This window comes from Streptomyces sp. NPDC033221, from assembly GCF_055577005.1.
Genome location: NZ_JBVIQN010000041.1, coordinates 29,506 through 48,436 on the forward strand (window position 1 = coordinate 29,506; position 18,931 = coordinate 48,436).

The following is an 18,931-nucleotide window of genomic DNA, read 5'->3' on the forward strand; positions in this document are numbered from 1 at the left end:
CCGCCCGCACCGGCGGTGCAGCGCATCCGACTGCGCTACACCAAGCGCGGCCGCCTCCGGTTCACCAGCCACCGCGACTTCCAGCGCGCTTTCGAGCGGGCGCTGCGCCGCGCCGAGGTCCCCATGGCCTATTCGGCGGGCTTCACCCCGCACCCCAAGGTGTCGTACGCCAACGCCGCGCCGACCGGTACGGGCAGCGAGGCCGAGTACCTGGAGATCCAGCTCGCCGAGCACCGCGACCCGGTCACGCTCAAGGAGCTGCTGAACGAGTCGCTGCCGGCCGGTCTGGACATCACCGACGCGGTGGAGGCCCGCACCTCCGGCCTCGCCGACCGGCTGCAGGCCTCGGTGTGGGAGCTGCGCCTCGAAGGCGTCGAGCCCGCCGAGGCGGCCCGGGCCGTCGAGATGTTCCTCGCCGCCGAAGAAGTGCAGGTCGAACGCCGTACGAAGAACGGCATGCGGTCCTTCGACGCGCGCGGCGCGGTCACCCGGCTCGAAGCCGTCGCCCCTGAGGGCGATAGGCCGGACGGCAAAGCCTGTGCGATACTGCGGCTGGTTGTTCGGCATCTGACACCTGCCGTACGACCCGACGACGTCCTGTCCGGCCTCCGAGCTGCGGCCGACCTGGCGCCGCCGGTCCCCGCAGCGGTGACCAGGCTGGCGCAGGGGCTGCTCGATGAGGAGACCGGCGCGGTGACCGACCCGCTCGCGCCCGACCGCGACGCTGCCGAGGCCGGCACAACAACGGCCGCCGGCTGAGTGCCGCGAGGCGCCGGACGGTCCTGCTCAGGACCGCCGTCGTCGCGTCGCCGATCAACCAGGGAGCCACCCCGGTCCGGCAGACGCACTGACCAGCAGACTTTCGCCGGTCCTCGATACAGGGACCCGGCGAGCGAGACGACAGCTCCCGTGCGGCGCCCGCGCCCCGGAGGGCGGCACCGCGCAGCAACGGCGGGCCGCGTCCGGATCAAGGCGCGGCGCCCGGGAGCGTGACGGGAGAACCGCCCGAATGCTCGAACCCATTGAGCCCAACGAACCCAGCGGCCCTTCGGAGCACTCCTCCGAGGGCGGCACCCCCAGCGACACGCTGCCGCCGCGCCGCCGGCGCCGCGCCGCCTCCCGGCCGGCCGGCCCGCCCTCGGGGGCGGCCGGCGCCTCCGCCGAGAGCCCGGTGACCGTGGACAGCGGCGCCGGGACCGCCGCCGCGAGCGCCGCACCGGACGACCGGAGCGCCGCCTCCACGGTCGTCTCCGGCGACGACGCCAAGCCGGCGCGCACGCGCCGCCGTGCCACCCGTAAGGCCACCGCCCCCGCGGGCTCCCCGCAGGCAGGCGAGGCCACCCAGGCCGCCGCCGAGGCCCCGGCCGCAGCGCCGGCCCCCCAGGAGACGCAGCCGGCCGCCGAGGACGAGGCGCCGAGCGCCCGCCCCCGCCGCCGCGCCACCCGCCGTTCCTCCGCCCCTGCCGGTTCGCCGGCCGGCGAGGCGCCCGCGGCCACCGAGGCGCAGGCCGCCGACGCGGCCCCCGCGCCCGCCGCCGAGCAGCCCGCGGCCCCGGAGCAGCCCGCCGCGTCCGACGACGCCAAGCCCGCCCGTGCGCGCCGCCGTGCCACCCGTAAGGCCACCGCTCCGGCCGGTTCGCCGCAGGCCGCCGCCGAGCAGCCCGCCGTGGCCGCCGAGGCGCAGGCCGACGGAGTGGACGAGACCGAAGAGGCCGAAGACACCGAAGAGACCACGGAGGCGCCGGCCGCGGCCGCGCCCGCCGAGGACACCAAGCCGGCCCGTGCGCGCCGCCGCGCCACCCGTAAGGCCGCCGCCCCCGCGGGCTCCCCGCAGGCGGGCGACGCCGCAGAGAGCGCCCAGCCCGCCGAGCCGGCCGCCGCCGCGTCCGGCTCCGGTGACGCGCCGCGCCGCCGCTCGCGCCGCCGCACCGAACGTACGGCCGAGGCCGCGCAGCAGGAGCAGGCCACCGCCGAGCAGCCGCGCGCCGAGGCCGCGCCGGAGGAGCCCGCCCGCGGGTCCCGCCGCCGCGGCGAACGTCGTCCGCCGACGGCCGTGTTCCAGGCGCCGGTCTTCACCGAGCCGATGTTCCAGACGCCGGAGACTGCGGCGGCCGCCGCTGCCGCCGCGGCCGAGCAGGCCGCCGAGGAGCCCGCCGCCGAGCAGGAAGAGCAGCCCGCGTCCGGCGGCCGCCGCCGTCGCCGCCGGGGCGCCGCCGCCGAGCCCGAGCAGCAGCCCGCGGCCGAGCAGGCGCCCGCCCCGAAGGCGGAGAAGGCCAAGCCCGTCCAGGAAGCGCAGGACGTCCAGGACGACACCGACGACTCCGACGACGACTCCGACGACGAGCGTGGCGAGGCCGCGCAGGGCGACGACGAGTCGGGCGACCGCCCGTCCCGCCGCCGCCGTCGTGGTGGCCGTCGCCGCCGTCGCGGTGAGTCTGCCGACGACGGTGACGAGCAGCCCGGCGAGGGCCGGCAGTCCGACGCCGGGCAGCCCGCCGCCGAGGAGGAGCAGGCCGAGCAGGCCGCGCCCGCCGAGGAGGAGGACGACGACGACCAGCAGGGCGGCGGCTCCAGCAGCAGCCGCCGGCGCCGGCGCCGCCGCCGTCGCAGCGGCGACCTCGGTGACGGGGACGCCGGCCAGCAGGGTGGCGACGACCCGGAGCGCACGGTCGTCAAGGTCCGCGAGCCCCGCAAGAAGGACGAGCCGTCCGACGAGGTCCAGTCCATCAAGGGCTCGACGCGCCTGGAGGCCAAGAAGCAGCGCCGCCGCGAGGGCCGCGAGCAGGGCCGCCGCCGGGTGCCGATCATCACCGAGGCGGAGTTCCTGGCGCGCCGCGAGGCCGTCGAGCGCGTGATGGTCGTCCGCCAGAGCGGCGAGCGCACCCAGATCGGCGTCCTGGAGGACGATGTGCTCGTCGAGCACTTCGTCAACAAGGAGCAGGCGACCTCGTACGTCGGCAACGTCTACCTCGGCAAGGTGCAGAACGTCCTGCCCTCGATGGAGGCCGCCTTCGTCGACATCGGCAAGGGCCGCAACGCCGTGCTGTACGCGGGCGAGGTCAACTTCGAGGCGCTCGGCATGGCCAACGGACCGCGCCGCATCGAGACCGCGCTGAAGTCCGGCCAGTCCGTGCTGGTGCAGGTCACCAAGGACCCGATCGGCCACAAGGGCGCCCGCCTGACCAGCCAGGTCTCGCTGCCCGGCCGCTACCTGGTGTACGTGCCCGAGGGCTCGATGACCGGCATCAGCCGCAAGCTGCCGGACACCGAGCGGTCGCGCCTGAAGCAGATCCTGAAGAAGATCGTCCCCGAGGACGCGGGCGTCATCGTCCGTACCGCCGCGGAGGGCGCCAGCGAGGACGAGCTGCGCCGCGACGTGGAGCGCCTGCAGGCGCAGTGGGAGGACATCCAGAAGAAGGCCAAGGCGGGCTCCACCAGCTCGCCGAGCCTGCTGTACGGCGAGCCGGACATGACCGTCCGGGTGGTCCGCGACATCTTCAACGAGGACTTCTCCAAGGTCATCGTCAGCGGTGACGAGGCGTGGGAGACCATCCACGGCTATGTCTCGCACGTGGCGCCGGACCTGGCCGACCGCCTCCAGAAGTGGACCTCGGACGTCGACGTCTTCGCGACGTACCGCATCGACGAGCAGCTGATGAAGGCGCTGGACCGCAAGGTCTGGCTGCCCTCCGGCGGCTCGCTGGTGATCGACAAGACCGAAGCCATGATCGTCATCGACGTCAACACCGGGAAGTTCACCGGTCAGGGCGGCAACCTCGAAGAGACCGTGACCAGGAACAACCTGGAGGCGGCCGAGGAGATCGTGCGCCAGCTGCGGCTGCGCGACCTGGGCGGCATCGTCGTCATCGACTTCATCGACATGGTGCTGGAGTCCAACCGGGACCTGGTGCTGCGGCGGATGCTGGAGTGCCTGGGCCGTGACCGTACGAAGCACCAGGTCGCCGAGGTCACCTCGCTGGGCCTGGTCCAGATGACCCGCAAGCGGGTCGGCCAGGGCCTGCTGGAGTCCTTCTCCGAGCCGTGCGTGCACTGCAACGGCCGCGGCGTCATCGTCCACATGGACCAGCCGTCCTCGGCCGGTGGCGGCGGTGGCGGCAAGCGCAAGAAGAAGGGCAAGTCCGGCGCGTCCGGCCAGGACCACCAGCAGCACGACCACCAGCACCACGACGAGCACCAGGACGCGGAGAGCGCGCGGGCCGGTGAGCACCCGGAGCTGGAGCCCGTCGCGGTGACCGAGGCGGAACTGCAGCCCGCGGTGGCCGACACCGACGAGTGGTTCGGCAGCCCGGCGGAGGCCGAGGCGGCAGCCGGTGGCGTACGCGGCCGTGGCCGCCGTCGCGCCAGCCGCAAGGTGTCCGCCCCGGCGGGCGCCCCCAAGGCGTCCGAGGCCGCCGCGATCGTGGTGGAGGCCGCCGAGCCCGCGCCGGCCCCGGCCGCCGAGCCGGAGCCCGCCGTGGAGCCGGAACCGGCCGCGGAGCCCGCGCCGGCCCGTCCGCGTCGCCGTGCGACCCGTAAGGCGTCGGCCCCCGCGGGCTCGCCCAAGGTCGCCGAGGAGGCTCCGGCGGCGGAAGCCGCGCCCGAGCCCGTCGTCGAGCCGGTCACCGAAGCGGCCGCCGAGGCGCCCACGGACGCCGTCCCCGCGGACGACGCCGTGCGCACGGGCGACGCCGAGGTCACCGAGGAGGCCGCCGAGGAGGCGCCCGCCAAGAAGACCGCGGCGAAGAAGGCGGCCAAGAAGGCCCCCGCGAAGAAGACGGCGGCCAAGAAGACGGCCACCACCAAGAAGGCGGCGGCGAAGAAGACCACCACCGCCAAGAAGGCCACGGCGGAGAAGGCTCCGGCCGCCAAGAAGGCCACCACCAAGAAGACCGCCGCGAAGAAGGCCACGACGAAGAAGGCGGCGGCCAAGAAGACCGCTGCCGCCGAGCAGGCCCCGGCCGCGTCGGTGTCGGCTTCGACGGAGGACTGAGCAGGACGGACCGCGCCCCGGGCCTACGCGCCCGGGGCCGGTTTGACCCCCCGGTCAAGGCCCCGTAACCTTGACCGTCGGCGTCTGTAGCACGCCAAACCCCTGAGCAAACACCTCCCGGTCCGCCGGGGGAGGCCGCTCATCCACTCGGATGTCACGGGATCGTCATGAACCCGTGCGAGCGGCTGGCATCAGTGGTCCCTATCTAGCGAGAGAGTGAGATCCGCGTGTACGCAATCGTGCGTAGCGGCGGCCGCCAGCACAAGGTTGCTGTCGGTGACGTCGTCGAGGTTGACAAGATTTCTGCCGGCAAGGTGGGCGACGCGGTCGAGCTCTCGACGCTGCTCGTCGTCGACGGCGAGTCGGTTACCAGCGACCCGTGGGTGCTGGCCGGGGTGAAGGTCCAGGCGGAGATTGTGGACCACCACAAGGGCGCCAAGATCGACATCCTGAAGTACAAGAACAAGACCGGCTACCGCAAGCGGATCGGTCACCGCCAGCAGTACACGGCGATCAAGATCACCGGCATCGACTCGCCGGCGAAGTAAGGGACTGAGGAGACATGGCACACAAGAAGGGCGCATCGTCCACTCGGAACGGTCGCGATTCCAATGCTCAGCGGCTCGGCGTGAAGCGCTTCGGCGGTCAGGCCGTCCTCGCCGGTGAGATCCTGGTCCGCCAGCGCGGCACCCACTTCCACCCGGGCACGGGCGTCGGCCGTGGCGGCGACGACACCCTGTTCGCCCTGGCCGAGGGTGCGGTGCAGTTCGGCACCCACCGTGGCCGCAAGGTCGTGAACATCGTCCCGATCGCCGAGTGACCCACCACTTCGGCATCGAGCGATAGCTCAGCAGCACCACTCCGAGGGCGGACCGCCTCTCCCCGCAGTACGCGGGAAGGCCGGTCCGCCCTTGGCGTGTTAGTACAGAGACATTCCCGTCGTATCTGGAGGCATTCCCACCATGACCACCTTCGTGGACCGCGTCGAGCTGCATGTCGCCGCGGGTAACGGAGGCCACGGCGTGGCCTCCGTGATGCGCGAGAAGTTCAAGCCGCTCGGCGGCCCGGACGGCGGCAACGGCGGCCGCGGCGGCGACGTGATCCTGGTCGTCGACCAGGACGTCACCACGCTCCTGGAATACCACCACCACCCGCACCGCAAGGCCACCAACGGTCAGCCCGGCGCCGGTGACCACCGCGCCGGCAAGAACGGCCAGGACCTGGTCCTGCCGGTCCCGGACGGCACCGTCGTCCTGGACCGCGCGGGCAACGTGCTCGCCGACCTGGTCGGCCAGGGCACCACCTTCGTCGCCGGGCAGGGCGGCCGCGGCGGCCTCGGCAACGCCGCGCTGGCCTCCGCCCGCCGCAAGGCTCCCGGCTTCGCGCTGCTCGGCGAGCCCGGCGAGGCCCGCGACATCGTGCTGGAGCTCAAGACCGTCGCGGACGTCGCGCTGGTCGGCTACCCGAGCGCCGGCAAGTCCTCGCTGATCTCGGTGCTCTCCGCGGCCAAGCCGAAGATCGCGGACTACCCGTTCACCACCCTGGTGCCCAACCTCGGCGTGGTGACGGCCGGTTCCACCGTCTACACCATCGCGGACGTCCCCGGCCTGATCCCCGGCGCCAGCCAGGGCAAGGGCCTGGGCCTGGAGTTCCTGCGGCACGTGGAGCGCTGCGAGGTGCTCGTCCACGTCCTGGACACCGCGACCCTGGAGTCCGACCGCGACCCGGTCTCCGACCTGGACATCATCGAGGCGGAGCTGGCGCAGTACGGCGGCCTGGACAACCGGCCGCGGGTGGTCGTCCTCAACAAGATCGACATCCCGGACGGGCAGGACCTCGCCGACATGATCCGCCCCGACCTGGAGGAGCGCGGCTACCGCGTCTTCGAGGTCTCGGCCGTCGCGCGCACCGGCCTCAAGGAGCTGTCGTACGCGCTGGCCGGCATCGTCGCCGAGGCCCGCGCCGCCAAGCCCGTACAGGAAGCCACCCGTATCGTCATCCGCCCCAAGGCCGTGGACGACACGGGCTTCACGGTCACGCCGGAGGGCGAGAACTTCTTCCGCGTCCGGGGCGAGAAGCCGGAGCGCTGGGTGCGCCAGACCGACTTCAACAACGACGAGGCCGTCGGCTACCTCGCCGACCGCCTCAACCGCCTCGGCGTCGAGGACCAGCTGCGCAAGGTCGGCGCGCACGCCGGTGACGGCATCGCGATCGGCCCCGAGGACAACGCGGTCGTCTTCGACTGGGAGCCGATGATGGCGGCGGGCGCCGAGATGCTCGGCCGCCGCGGCGAGGACCACCGCATGGACGCGCCGCGTCCGGCCGCGGTGCGCCGCCGCGACCGCGAGGCGGCGCGGGACGACGCGGAGGACGAGTACCAGGACTTCCGTCCGTTCTGACGCACGACAGACGCGTACGCGGAAGGCCCCCGGGAGCACCGGGGGCCTTCTCCGCTGCCGGGGCCGCCCGACGCCCGCGGAGCTCCCGCGGGCGTCGGGCCGCCCGGCTGCCGTAGATTTGCGGACGTACGGAGACACCCGTACGGAACCTCCCGTACACGGGACGTCCGGTACGGGGCGGTGACAGGCGAGCACAGGGGTAGGCAGTGGCAGGCGCAAGGCAGGACGTGACGGACGCCCGCAGGATCGTGGTCAAGGTCGGTTCGTCCTCGCTGACCACGGCGAGCGGCGGCCTGGACGCGGACCGGGTGGACGCGCTGGTGGACGTGCTGGCCAAGCACCAGGACAAGGAGATCGTGCTGGTCTCCTCCGGTGCCATCGCGGCCGGTCTGGCGCCGCTCGGCCTGGACCGGCGGCCCCGCGACCTGGCCCGGCAGCAGGCCGCCGCCAGCGTCGGCCAGGGCCTGCTGGTCGCCCGCTACACCGCCTCCTTCGCACGGTACGGCCGCCGCGTCGGCCAGGTCCTGCTGACCTCGGACGACACCAGCCGCCGCGCCCACTACCGCAACGCCTTCCGGACCCTGGACCAGCTGCTGGCCATGGGTGCCGTACCGATCGTCAACGAGAACGACACCGTCGCCACCGACGAGATCCGCTTCGGCGACAACGACCGGCTGGCCGCCCTGGTCGCCCACCTCGTACGCGCCGACCTGCTCGTGCTGCTCTCGGACGTGGACGGGCTCTACGACGGCGACCCCAGCACCCCCGGCACCTCCCGGATAGCCGAGGTGAGCGGCCCCGCCGACCTGGAGGGCATCTCGATCGGCAGCGCGGGCCGGGCCGGCGTCGGCACCGGCGGCATGGTCACCAAGGTCGAGGCGGCCCGGATCGCCGCCGCGGCCGGCATCCCGGTCGTCCTGACCTCTGCCGTGCACGCCGCCGACGCCCTGGCCGGCGGCCCCACCGGCACCCACTTCCTGCGCACCGGCCGCCGCTCGGCCGACCGGCTGCTGTGGCTCGCGCACGCCTCCACCCCGCGCGGCGCGCTGGTGCTGGACGACGGCGCCGTCGAAGCCGTCGTCGAACGGCACTCCTCGCTGCTGCCCGCCGGCATCGCCTCGGTCGAAGGGGAGTTCAGCGCCGGCGACCCGGTCGAACTGCGGGACACGACGGGCCGCGCCGTCGCCCGCGGCCTGGTCAACTTCGACGCGCGGGAGATCCCGCGGCTGATCGGCCGTTCCACCCACGACCTCGCCCGCGAGCTGGGACCCGCGTACGAACGCGAGGTCGTGCACCGTGACGATCTGGTCGTACTGCACCACTGACGGTCGTCACAACAGGGAAACAAGTGGCAGGAAAGGTCCAAAGACCAGCCTTTCCACGGAGACCTTCTCGAAAACGCCCCCGCGACGGCCCGCGGGCTGGTCAACTTTGTTGCGGGGACGGCGTCAGGGGAGGGCCGTCCGCCGCGCGCGAGCGCGCGCCGAGTGACAGCAGTGCCGGCCCCCTGCCGGGCGACCGCCCGCGGCCGGGGCCCGGAGCAGCGCGACCCGCGGTGACCCGGGCGGTCCGCACGCGGCGGCGCAGCCGGCGGCGGTCCGGGGCCGGCGAAGGACGACAGCACCGATCGGCTCCGCCCCCGTACGGACGAGCGGAGCGATACGCATAACAGGAGGCCGCCGGTGAGACGAGGGCGCTCAGGGGCGCTGCCCCGAGGGACGGCGGAGCGCACACTGACCAGCGTCGGGGCCGCCGGACCGGCCGGCGGTGCCGCGGCCGGGGACCGCGCGGGCCCGGGCCGGGCGACGTCCGAGCGGCCGGGCTCCGGGCGGCGCGAGGCGTCCCGGCTGTGGCACGTCACCCTCAGCGTCTCGGGGGCCGAGGCCCCCGTCCAGGAGGTCCGGCGGGCACTCGAACAGCTCGCCCACGATCACCCCTTCCTGCTGACCAGCCGCTACGCGACCGATCACGCCGAGATCCGCTACTGGGAAGAGGCCCGCGATCTGCACGACGCGGCGGCGGTCGCGCTGCGGCTGTGGGGCGAGCACCGCTCCTCGGCCGGCCTGCCGCCGTGGGAGATCGTGGGTCTGGAGGTCATCGACCGGGAGACGTATCACCAGCGCGTCGCCGAGGGCTACGGGCCGCCACCTGCCTCCCCGGTGGGTGTGCACCCGTACTGACACCGGTACGGGTGGTGGGAGCATCGCCCGTACCGACGGGGGGCGGGCCGCGGCGTCCCGCCAGCTGGAACGCGGCGCGGCGGTGCGCCCCCGCCCGGCTAGGCTTTCCGCCATGACCAGCGAATCAGCGCACTCCTCACCCGTCATCGAGACCGCCCGGCGCGCCAAGGAAGCGGCGGCCGTCCTGGCGCCGCAGCCGCGCACCGCGCGCGACGGCGCGCTGCTCGCCATCGCCGACGCCCTGGTGGCCCGCACCGAAGAGATCGTCGCCGCCAACGCGGGGGACGTCGCCAAGGCACGGGCCGCGGGCACCGGCGAGTCCCTGGTGGACCGGCTCACCCTGACCCCGGAGCGGGTCACGGCGATGGCCGCCGACGTCCGGGACGTGGTGGCCCTGCCCGACCCGGTGGGCGAGGTGCTGCGCGGCTCCACCCTGCCCAACGGCCTCGACCTGCGGCAGGTCCGCGTCCCGCTGGGCGTCGTCGGGATCATCTACGAGGCGCGGCCGAACGTGACCGTGGACGCCGCCGCGCTGTGCCTGAAGGCGGGCAACGCGGTGCTGCTGCGCGGCTCGTCCTCCGCCTACGCCTCGAACAGCGCGCTGGTGGAGGTGCTGCGGGACGCGGTGGCGAGCGTCGGACTGCCCGCCGACGTGGTCCAGCTGGTGCCGGGGGAGAGCCGCGACTCGGTGCGCGAGCTGATGCGGGCGCGCGGTCTGGTCGACGTGCTGATCCCGCGCGGCGGCGCCTCGCTGATCCGTACGGTCGTCGAGGAGTCCACGGTCCCGGTGATCGAGACCGGCACCGGCAACTGCCATGTGTACGTGGACGAGCACGCCGACATCGACATGGCGCTGGACATCCTGATCAACTCCAAGGCGCAGCGGCCCAGCGTCTGCAACGCCGCCGAGACGGTCCTGGTGCACGCCGGCATCGCCGAGACGTTCCTGCCGCGGGCGCTGGAGGCGCTCACCCAGGCCGGAGTGATCGTGCACGGCGACACGGCGTGGCAGCAGGCCGGCCCCGGCCTGGTCGCGCCCGCCACGGACGAGGACTGGGCGGCCGAGTACCTCTCGTACGACATTGCCGCGGCCGTCGTGCAGGACCTGGACGCGGCGGTCGCGCACATCCGCCGCTGGTCCTCCGGCCACACCGAGGCGATCGTCACCACCTCGCAGGCCGCGGCCCGCCGCTTCACCCAGCTCGTGGACTCCACGACGGTCGCGGTCAACGCCTCCACCCGCTTCACCGACGGCAGCCAGTTCGGGTTCGGCGCCGAGATCGGCATCTCGACGCAGAAGCTGCACGCCCGCGGCCCGATGGGGCTGCCGGAGCTGACCTCGACGAAGTACATCGTCACGGGCGACGGCCACACGCGCTGACGGTACGGGCGGGGTGCGCGCCACGCGCTGACGGTACGGGCGCCGGGCGCGCCCGCCCGCGGCCGAATTCCCGTGCTCCCCGCCCACAATCGACCGACCGGGGCTAGTCTGGACGGGTGCCGGACGACGTGGGGGGCAAGCCGTTCCCGGACGGCGAGGAGCCCGACGAGCACAGTCAGCCGAGCCACGGGGAAGCGGACGAGGACTTCGCCTCCGTGGTCCTCGACGAGGACTTCGTGCGGTCCGCGCGCTTCCACGAACCCACCGCGGCCGAACGGATGCTGGCCGCCGCACAGGCGCGCGCCGAGGCCGACGCGGCCCGCGCCCGCCCGGGGTACGGCACGGATCCGGACGCCGAGGACCCCGGCGCCCCGGGCGGCCGGCACCGCGCCACGGGCCGCCGTTACGGCCGCGGCGCCGACGATGCCCGGGGCGGGGGCCAGGACCCGGACGCGTACGGCCCCCATGGCCCCCATGGCCCGTACGGCCCGTACGGCGGCGCCCTGCGCCCGTACCGCGGCAGTGTCCGCTGGCACCGCCCGGTGGCCTGGGTGCTCGCCGTCCTGATGGGCATCGGCCTCGTCGCGCTGGCCTTCTCCGCGGTCTACCGCGGCGCATCCGGGGGGCGCACGCAGAATCCGACACCCCCGCCCGCGACCAGCGGCGTGGACGGCGTACCGCCCGTCCGCTCCAGCATGCTGCCCTCGGCGTCCGCCTCGGCCGAGTCGACGCCGCCGCCTGCGCCGGCCACGCCACGCGTGCACTGAGCACCTGCGGAAGCGCGGAGCGGGCCCCGAGTGCCGACGCGGGCGCCACGAGTGGGTGACACAGCTCCGGAAAACCCGCCGAACTTGTCCCGTACCAGGGCGTTTACCGGCGCCTCCGCAGACCTACTCTTGTGGTATGGCCGGTGCTGGTGACCCTCCCGAAGGGACCCCCGAGGGCGCCGCGGGAGGCGGAGAGGACGAATACCGATCCGTCGTCTTCGACGAATCGTTCGTACGAGCTGCACGCCTTCAGGAGTACTCGGCGAGGGAGCGCATGGAGGACCACGCACGGGCCGTGCGCACCCGGCATGCCTGGTCACGGCTCGGTGGCGCCCGGCAGGCCGTACTCCTCGCCCTGCTGATCGTCATCGCCTTCGGCACCGCGATCTACATGGGCATCCGCCACCCCTACCGGCCACCCGAGCCGATGGCGGCGCAGCCCCTGCGGTCCACGGTCGTGCCGCTGGCACCGGCCGGCGCCGTGCCGGGCGGGAAACCGGCCGACCTCTTCGCGCGCAGCCCCGCGGCGCAGTACCGCCTCGGCGCGGCGGGCGTCAACCTGCCCTCCGTGGAGCGGACCGAGCACTTCTCCGACGGCCAGGTCGTCTCCGCCCTGACCCTCGCCAAGGACTACATCGTGCGCTCCTCGATCGACCCGGCCACCCTGACGGGCGGGTCCGTACGGCCGGTCGGGCTGCTCCTCACCCCCAGTCAACTCGACCAGTTCGACCGGAGTCTGGCGCACCCGGCCGACGACGGCCGGCACGCGGCCACCGGCTGGCTGATGCGCTTCGACCCGCGCCAGGTGGAGCTGGCCGACCCCAACGTCCGGGTGAGCGGCACCCTTTCGGCCACCGAGGTCAGCTCGGACGCGCTGGAGGTGAGCGCCGACTTCACCTTCGCCTACGCCGTGCGCCCGGCCGACGCCCGGGGCTCGGCGGAGCAACAGGCCTCCACCGCCTCGCTGTTCACCGTCCGCCGCGAGCTGCGCTTCCGTATCGGGCGCGACGACCTGGACAACCACCGCCTGGAGGTGCTGCAGAGCAACCTCCAGGCAGGGCCGATGTCCTGCTCAGCCGACGCGTCGGGCACCCTGCGTCCGCTGCTCGCGGGGCAGCGGGCCGGGAGCGCCGGGCCGGCGTCCACCGACCCGTACGCCCGCGGCCGTACGAACACGGGGCTGTGCGGAAAGCTGGCGGCTACTTCCCAGCCGGCCCCGGCCCGTCCGGCCCGTTAGCGCCGTCCGAACCGTTCGCACCGCCGGAGCCGCCCGAATCGCCGGAGCCGCCCGTGCCACCGGAGCCGCCCGGCCGGGAGCCGCCGCGGAAGACCGTGTCCCGCAGCTTGCCGCCGAGGTCACCGGCGCCGCCGGCTATGTCGCGCACCAGGCCCATCAGCGGGTCCTTGCTCGTGCGCACCGACTCGGCGTAGTGCGCGGCGGACTCACGGAAGGACTCGGAGACCGAGGTGTCCTTGTCCTCCTCCCGGCGCGGGTAGTGGCCGTCCATGATGCGCTGGTAGTCGCGGCTGGCCGCCCACTTCTTCAGCTCGGCTGCCCGCACGGTGGTGAACGGGTGGCTGCGCGGCAGCATGTTCAGCACCTTCAGCACGGAGTCGCGCAGGTCGCCGCCGGCTTCGTAGTCCTCGGCCTGCTTGAGGAACGCGTCCACGTTCATCTCGTGCAGGTGGTTGCCGCCGGCGAGCTTCATCAGACCGCGCATGGACGCCTGCAGATCCTGCCCGACCAGCAGACCGGCCCGGTCCGCCGACAGCTCCGACTTGCGGAACCACTCCCGCAGCGCCGTCACGATCGCCATGACCGCGACATTGCCCAGCGGAATCCAGGCGATCTTCAGCGCGAGGTTCGTCAGGAACAGCAGGATCGTGCGGTACACCGCGTGACCGGACAGCGCGTGGCCGACCTCGTGGCCGATGACCGCGCGCATCTCCTCCTCGTCGAGCAGTTCCACCAGGCCGGTGGTCAGCACGATGATGGGCTCGTCCAGACCGATGCACATGGCGTTCGGCTGCGGGTCCTGGTTCACGTACATCGGCGGGACCTTCTCCAGGTCCAGTATGTAACAGGCGTCCCGCAGCATGTCGTTGAGATGCGCGAACTGCTGGTCGCTGACGCGCACCGAGTCCGACAGGAACAGCAGCCGCAGGCTGCGCTCCGGCAACAGACCGCTGAGCGTCTTGAAGACGGTGTCGAACCCGCTCAGCTTGCGCAGGGCCACGAGCGCGGAACGGTCCGCCGGGTGCTCGTAGGCGCGGGACGAGATCCCGGGGAACCGCCTGCGGTCCCGGCTCGGTACGCGCTCGCTGCCGCCTGGGCTCTCCGTCATTGGGGCCTCCCCCTGTTCGACTGCGGGTGATTCAGACTAGAGGACGCCACTGACAGCCATTTGGATGCCCAGGCGTACGCTGGCGAGCGCACCAGGGCCCGCAGATGCCCACATGCCCGTACAAAGGGAGCGCTTCAGTCATGCCGAACACGAGCGTGCTGCTCGCCGCCGCGGCGGAGACCTCGAAGAACGACGGCCCGGGATGGATCCTGCGCACCGTCCTGATCGTCGGAGTCCTCGGGGCCGTGTTCCTCGCATGGGTCCTGCTGCGCAATTACGGGAAGGACAACAACGACGACGACCGGGACTGACCCCGCCCTTTCCCGGCCGGCCCACCCGCCCGCGGACCCGCGGCGGCTCCCGCGGACGGGCGTGCGAACGCCCTCCCGGCGGAGTCGGCGTGAGACACGGGTGGGCTCGCGCATACGATGTGGCGGAAGTCTCTGTCCGACCCCATCCCGGATTGGTTCTGCCGACGATGAGCCTGCACACCACCGCACAGCACCTGGTCACCCTCGCCGAAGGCGCTCACGAGGGGGGCGGGCACGAGAGCCTGAGCCCGTTCGTCACGGGCGGCGGCGCCCTGATCGCCCTGCTCCTGCTGCTCTGGATCACCACCCGCTTCAACCGGGACCGCTGAGGGCGGGCACCGGGACCCCGGCACCGCGCAGCGCCCAGTAGGGTCTGCACGCATGGGAGAGCAGACAGGGCCCGTGAAGCGGCGGCTCGGAGTGATGGGCGGGACGTTCGACCCGATCCATCACGGACACCTGGTCGCCGCCAGCGAGGTGGCCAGCCAGTTCCACCTCGACGAGGTCATATTCGTCCCGACGGGGGAGCCGTGGCAGAAGTGCCACAAGACGGTGTCGCCGGCCGAGGACCGCTATCTGATGACGGTCATCGCGACCGCGTCCAATCCGCAGTTCTCCGTCAGCCGGATCGACATCGACCGCGGCGGCAAGACGTACACCATCGACACGCTGCGGGAGCTGCACGACCAGCACCGTGACGCGGACCTTTTCTTCATCACCGGCGCCGACGCGCTCGGCCAGATCCTGACCTGGCACGACGCGCCGGAGCTCTTCTCACTCGCCCACTTCATCGGGGTGACCAGGCCCGGGCACATACTCGCCGACCCCGGGCTCCCCGAAGGGGCGGTGTCCCTGGTCGAGGTGCCGGCCCTGGCCATCTCCTCGACCGACTGCCGGGCGCGCGTCGCCCAGGGGGACCCGGTCTGGTACCTGGTACCGGACGGCGTCGTGCGCTACATCGACAAGCGCGAGCTGTACCGCGAGGACCTGACCGGCCACGACGGCCGTTGACATCTGTTGCCGACGGCCGCCGACGACGACCGCCGACGGGGCTCACGGAAAGGGGCACCGGTGAACGACCGACACGACCCGTACGTGCCGCAGGACCCGTATGCCCAGGACCAGCAGGGGCAGCCCGGGTACACCTACGACGCCTACGGGCAGCCGGTGTACCCGGAGGCGCCGCAGCAGGCCGCGTACGACCAGTACGGGCAGCCGGTGGGCCACGACCCGTACGGCGCACCGGTCCAGCAGGACCCGTACAGCCCGTACGGCGCGCAGCAGCACGGCGGGCAGCCGGGTGGCGGGCCGCAGGTCCCGGGGCAGCAGGGGGCCGGACAGGCCGAAGCGGGGCACCAGGGATCAGGGCATCAGGGATACGGGTACGACCCGTACGGCCATCAGCAGGCGCCCCAGCAGGCGCAGTACCCCCAGCAGTACGACCCGTACGACCCGTACGGCCAGTCGCAGCAGACCCAGCAGCCCCAGCAGTTTCACCAGCCTCAGCAGCATGGTCTGTCGCCGCAACAGACGCAGCAGCAGCAACAGCAGGGCTGGATCCCGCAGCAGTCCGCACAGCCCTCGTACGAGCAGGTCTCCTACCAGGAGCCGGAGCACCAGCCGTACGGGCAGCCCGCCCAGGAGAGCGGTACGCGGACGCCGCGCGACGGGACCGCGGGCACCACGGACCGGACGCCGGGCCCGGGACCCGGCGCGGGCCCCGGGGGCGCCCCGGACACGGACTACCGCACCGAACAGTTCTCGTTCATAGAAGAGCCCACCGAGGACTCCGAGGACGTCATCGACTGGCTCAAGTTCACCGAGAGCCGTACCGAGCGCCGTGAGGAGGCCAAGCGGCGCGGCCGCAGCCGCAAGGTCATGCTGATCGTGCTGCTGGTCCTGTTGCTCCTCGGGGGCGTCGGTTACTTGTGGTGGGCGGGGAAGCTGCCCGGCCTCTCGGGCGCCGGGGCGGGCACGGAGGCCGGAGGCGCCGGGGCGAAGCGCGACGTGCTCGTGGTGCACCTGAAGGACCCCAAGGGCAACAGCTCCACCGCGCTCCTCGTGGACAACGAGAGCGCCCACAAGGGCACCACCGTGCTGCTCCCGAACAGCCTGGTGGTGTCCACCGAGGACGGCGGTTCCACGACGCTGGCCAAGTCGGTCAAGGACCAGGGCATCGACCCCACCAGGGAGTCCCTGAACACCCTCCTCGGCGCCGACATCAAGGCCAGCTGGCGGCTGGACACCCCGTACCTGGAAAACCTGGTCGAGACGACCGGCGGCATCACGCTGGACACCGACGCCACCGTGCCCGGTGCCAAGGAGGGCGACAGCCCGCTCGTCAAGCAGGGCAAGGGGCAGGACCTGAACGGCCAGGCGGCCGTCGCGTACGCCACCTACCAGGCGGCCGGCGAAGCGCAGACCAAGCAGCTGGAGCGCTTCGGCCAAGTGATGCAGGCCACGCTGAAGAAGGTCTCCAGCGACGCGGACGGCGCCACGGCCACCGTGAAGTCGCTGCTCCAGGTCCTGGACCCGCCGCTCACCGAGGCCCAGCTGGGCAGCTCGCTCGCACAGCGCGCCGAGCTGGCGAAGGCCGGCGCCTACGGGACCACCCTGCTGCCGGTGCAGCAGGACGGCACGCTCAGCCGGCAGGCGGCGGACGGCGTGGTCAAGGAGGTGCTCGGCGGCACGGTCAAGAAGGCCGACCCCGGCTCGACCCCGCGGATCAGCGTCCAGAACGCCACCGGCAAGAAGGAAGCGACCGACAAGGCACGGATCGCCCTGGTCAACGGCGGGTACTCGTTCGTCGACGGCGGCGCCGCGGCGGCGAAGCCCGCCTCCGAGGTGACGTACGCGGACGCCGCCCGGAAGGCGAAGGCCGAGGAGGCCGCCAAGACGCTGGGGCTGCCGGCCGGCGCGGTCAAGCAGGGCAAGGTCGCCGCGAACGCCGATGTGTCGGTGGTGCTGGGGCAGGACTACAAGGGCTGAGGAGGCCGGGCCGCCGATCCGGCGGCCCGGCGCGGCGGGGCGGTACGGGCCCGTGGCGTCCCGCCCGTAAAGCCAGGTGGGAGTGTCGGCGGTCCGTGAGACCCTTGATGGGTACCTGAAGAGCCTGTGTCATCACTCCGGCCGGACGGCATGTGCCCGGCCGGAGTGATGACACAGGCTCTGACCACCGATCCCGAAAGCTGGATTGTGACCGCCACCGACCGCTCCATCGAGCTCATCCAGGCCGCCTCGCTGGCGGCCGCCGACAAGCTCGCGCACGACATCATCGCGTACGACGTCAGCGACGTGCTCTCGATCACCGACGCGTTCCTGCTGGCCTCGGCCCCCAACGACCGCCAGGTCAAGTCGATCGTCGACGAGATCGAGGAGCGGCTGAACAAGGAACTGGGCGCCAAGCCGGTGCGCCGCGAGGGCGACCGCGAGGCCCGCTGGGTGCTGCTCGACTACGTCGACATCGTCGTCCACGTCCAGCACAGCGAAGAGCGCGTCTTCTACGCCCTCGAACGCCTCTGGAAGGACTGCCCCGAGCTGGACCTCCCCGAGGAGGCCAAGGCCACCCGCGGCAAGGCCGCGGAACACGCCGAGGCCACGACGGCCGAGCAGGACGGAGACCTGAGCTGAACGGCACCAAGGCCGGCCGTGGCCGCCGGATAGTCCTGTGGCGGCACGGCCAGACGGCGTGGAATCTGGAGCGCCGCTTCCAGGGCTCGACGGACATCGAGCTGACCGAGGAGGGCGTGGCGCAGGCGCGGCGCGCCGCCCGGCTGCTCGCGGCCCTCAAGCCGGACGCGATCATCGCCTCCGACCTGCGGCGGGCCGCCGCCACGGCGCGTGAGCTGGCGGCCGTCACCGGCCTGGAGATCACCCACGACGAGGCGCTGCGCGAGACGTACGCGGGCTCCTGGCAGGGCCTGACCCACGAGGAGATCGTGGCGCGGCACGGCGAGCAGTACGCGGCGTGGAAGCGCGGCGAGCCGGTACGGCGCGGCGGTGGCGAGCTGGAGACCGAGGTCGCCGACCGTGCGGCCCCCGTCGTGGAGCGCAGCGCCGACAAGCTGCCGGACGGCGGCACCCTGGTCGTCGTCAGCCACGGCGGCACGATCCGTACGACCATCGGGCGGCTGCTGGGCCTGGAGTCCCACCACTGGGAGGGCCTGGGCGGCCTGTCGAACTGCTGCTGGTCCGTGCTGGGCGAGGGCGCCCGCGGCTGGCGTCTGATGGAGCACAACGCCGGCACCCTGCCGGAGCCGGTGCTCGGCGACGACGACTGAGCGCTCCCGTGGCCGGGCCGGCAGGCCCCGCGGCCCGCTCCTCCGGGCTCCCGGAGGGACCGGATTTCACATTCGGGCAGGTCGCAGGCTAGAGTTCTTCTTGTTCGCGGCGCCGCCGGGGAAAACCCCGGAGGAGCGGAACAAGACCCGGGGCTATAGCTCAGTTGGTAGAGCGCCTGCATGGCATGCAGGAGGTCAGGAGTTCAATTCTCCTTAGCTCCACACCTCGGATGATCCCGTCTCCCACACTGGGAGGCGGGATCATTTCGTACCCGGAC

17 protein-coding genes and 1 tRNA gene are annotated in these 18,931 nt (G+C 73.0%); 17 read left to right on the forward strand and 1 reads right to left on the reverse strand.

All coding sequences use genetic code 11. The features are described from left to right. Positions 1 to 15: 15 nt before the first annotated feature. From ACZ53K_RS36525 to ACZ53K_RS36570, 10 genes are all read left to right on the forward strand, one after another. Positions 16 to 759 carry a TIGR03936 family radical SAM-associated protein gene (locus tag ACZ53K_RS36525; protein ID WP_468845572.1) on the forward strand — a complete coding sequence of 248 codons (744 nt, stop codon included), beginning with the start codon at positions 16 to 18 and terminating at the stop codon, positions 757 to 759. A gap of 250 nt (positions 760 to 1,009) precedes the next feature. Further along, positions 1,010 to 4,990, forward strand: coding sequence for an Rne/Rng family ribonuclease (locus tag ACZ53K_RS36530; protein ID WP_468845574.1), 3,981 nt, complete (start codon positions 1,010 to 1,012; stop codon positions 4,988 to 4,990). 227 nt (positions 4,991 to 5,217) lie between these two features. Beyond that, complete coding sequence (rplU, locus tag ACZ53K_RS36535; RefSeq protein ID WP_030020525.1) at positions 5,218 to 5,538, forward strand: 50S ribosomal protein L21; 321 nt, start codon at positions 5,218 to 5,220, stop codon at positions 5,536 to 5,538. Between the two features lie 14 nt (positions 5,539 to 5,552). After that, positions 5,553 to 5,810, forward strand: a complete 258-nt coding sequence (rpmA, locus tag ACZ53K_RS36540) for a 50S ribosomal protein L27 (protein ID WP_030020524.1) — start codon at positions 5,553 to 5,555, stop codon at positions 5,808 to 5,810. 142 nt (positions 5,811 to 5,952) lie between these two features. Then, complete coding sequence (obgE, locus tag ACZ53K_RS36545) at positions 5,953 to 7,389, forward strand: GTPase ObgE (protein ID WP_468845578.1); 1,437 nt, start codon at positions 5,953 to 5,955, stop codon at positions 7,387 to 7,389. A 227-nt stretch (positions 7,390 to 7,616) separates the two neighbouring features. Beyond that, on the forward strand, positions 7,617 to 8,714 hold the full coding sequence (gene proB / locus ACZ53K_RS36550; protein WP_468845659.1) for a glutamate 5-kinase: 1,098 nt from the start codon (positions 7,617 to 7,619) through the stop codon (positions 8,712 to 8,714). A 357-nt stretch (positions 8,715 to 9,071) separates the two neighbouring features. Then, positions 9,072 to 9,569, forward strand: coding sequence for a hypothetical protein (locus ACZ53K_RS36555; protein WP_468845581.1), 498 nt, complete (start codon positions 9,072 to 9,074; stop codon positions 9,567 to 9,569). 112 nt (positions 9,570 to 9,681) lie between these two features. Continuing rightward, positions 9,682 to 10,950, forward strand: a complete 1,269-nt coding sequence (locus tag ACZ53K_RS36560; protein ID WP_468845583.1) for a glutamate-5-semialdehyde dehydrogenase — start codon at positions 9,682 to 9,684, stop codon at positions 10,948 to 10,950. A 116-nt stretch (positions 10,951 to 11,066) separates the two neighbouring features. Beyond that, entirely contained in the window at positions 11,067 to 11,717 is a 651-nt protein-coding gene (locus tag ACZ53K_RS36565; protein ID WP_468845585.1) for an SCO2584 family spore wall biosynthesis protein, read from the forward strand. Between the two features lie 136 nt (positions 11,718 to 11,853). Next, positions 11,854 to 12,954 (forward strand): SCO2583 family membrane protein, encoded by a 1,101-nt coding sequence (locus ACZ53K_RS36570; protein ID WP_468845588.1) that lies wholly within the window; start codon positions 11,854 to 11,856, stop codon positions 12,952 to 12,954. On the opposite strand, the gene ACZ53K_RS36575 is transcribed toward ACZ53K_RS36570, so the two are convergent. Further along, positions 12,917 to 14,062 (reverse strand): M48 family metallopeptidase, encoded by a 1,146-nt coding sequence (locus ACZ53K_RS36575; RefSeq protein ID WP_468845590.1) that lies wholly within the window; start codon positions 14,060 to 14,062, stop codon positions 12,917 to 12,919. The two genes, ACZ53K_RS36570 and ACZ53K_RS36575, sit on opposite strands and share 38 nt — an antisense overlap. Positions 14,063 to 14,202: 140 nt before the next feature. Between ACZ53K_RS36575 and ACZ53K_RS36580 the strand changes: the two genes are divergently transcribed. From ACZ53K_RS36580 to ACZ53K_RS36610, 7 genes are all read left to right on the forward strand, one after another. Then, positions 14,203 to 14,373: a hypothetical protein gene (locus ACZ53K_RS36580; protein ID WP_468845592.1), complete on the forward strand. Its 171-nt coding sequence runs from the start codon at positions 14,203 to 14,205 to the stop codon at positions 14,371 to 14,373. A gap of 167 nt (positions 14,374 to 14,540) precedes the next feature. Then, positions 14,541 to 14,702: a hypothetical protein gene (locus tag ACZ53K_RS36585; RefSeq protein WP_468845594.1), complete on the forward strand. Its 162-nt coding sequence runs from the start codon at positions 14,541 to 14,543 to the stop codon at positions 14,700 to 14,702. Positions 14,703 to 14,754: 52 nt separating this feature from the next. Further along, complete coding sequence (gene nadD / locus ACZ53K_RS36590; protein ID WP_468845597.1) at positions 14,755 to 15,384, forward strand: nicotinate-nucleotide adenylyltransferase; 630 nt, start codon at positions 14,755 to 14,757, stop codon at positions 15,382 to 15,384. A gap of 60 nt (positions 15,385 to 15,444) precedes the next feature. After that, complete coding sequence (locus ACZ53K_RS36595) at positions 15,445 to 17,361, forward strand: LCP family protein (protein ID WP_468845599.1); 1,917 nt, start codon at positions 15,445 to 15,447, stop codon at positions 17,359 to 17,361. A 207-nt stretch (positions 17,362 to 17,568) separates the two neighbouring features. Further along, entirely contained in the window at positions 17,569 to 18,003 is a 435-nt protein-coding gene (gene rsfS / locus ACZ53K_RS36600) for a ribosome silencing factor (RefSeq protein ID WP_468845662.1), read from the forward strand. Further along, positions 18,000 to 18,653 carry a histidine phosphatase family protein gene (locus tag ACZ53K_RS36605; RefSeq protein ID WP_468845664.1) on the forward strand — a complete coding sequence of 218 codons (654 nt, stop codon included), beginning with the start codon at positions 18,000 to 18,002 and terminating at the stop codon, positions 18,651 to 18,653. The genes rsfS and ACZ53K_RS36605 overlap by 4 nt, the downstream gene beginning before the upstream one ends. 149 nt (positions 18,654 to 18,802) lie before the next feature. Then, a tRNA-Ala gene (locus ACZ53K_RS36610) sits at positions 18,803 to 18,875 on the forward strand. The last annotated feature ends 56 nt before the right edge of the window (positions 18,876 to 18,931 follow it).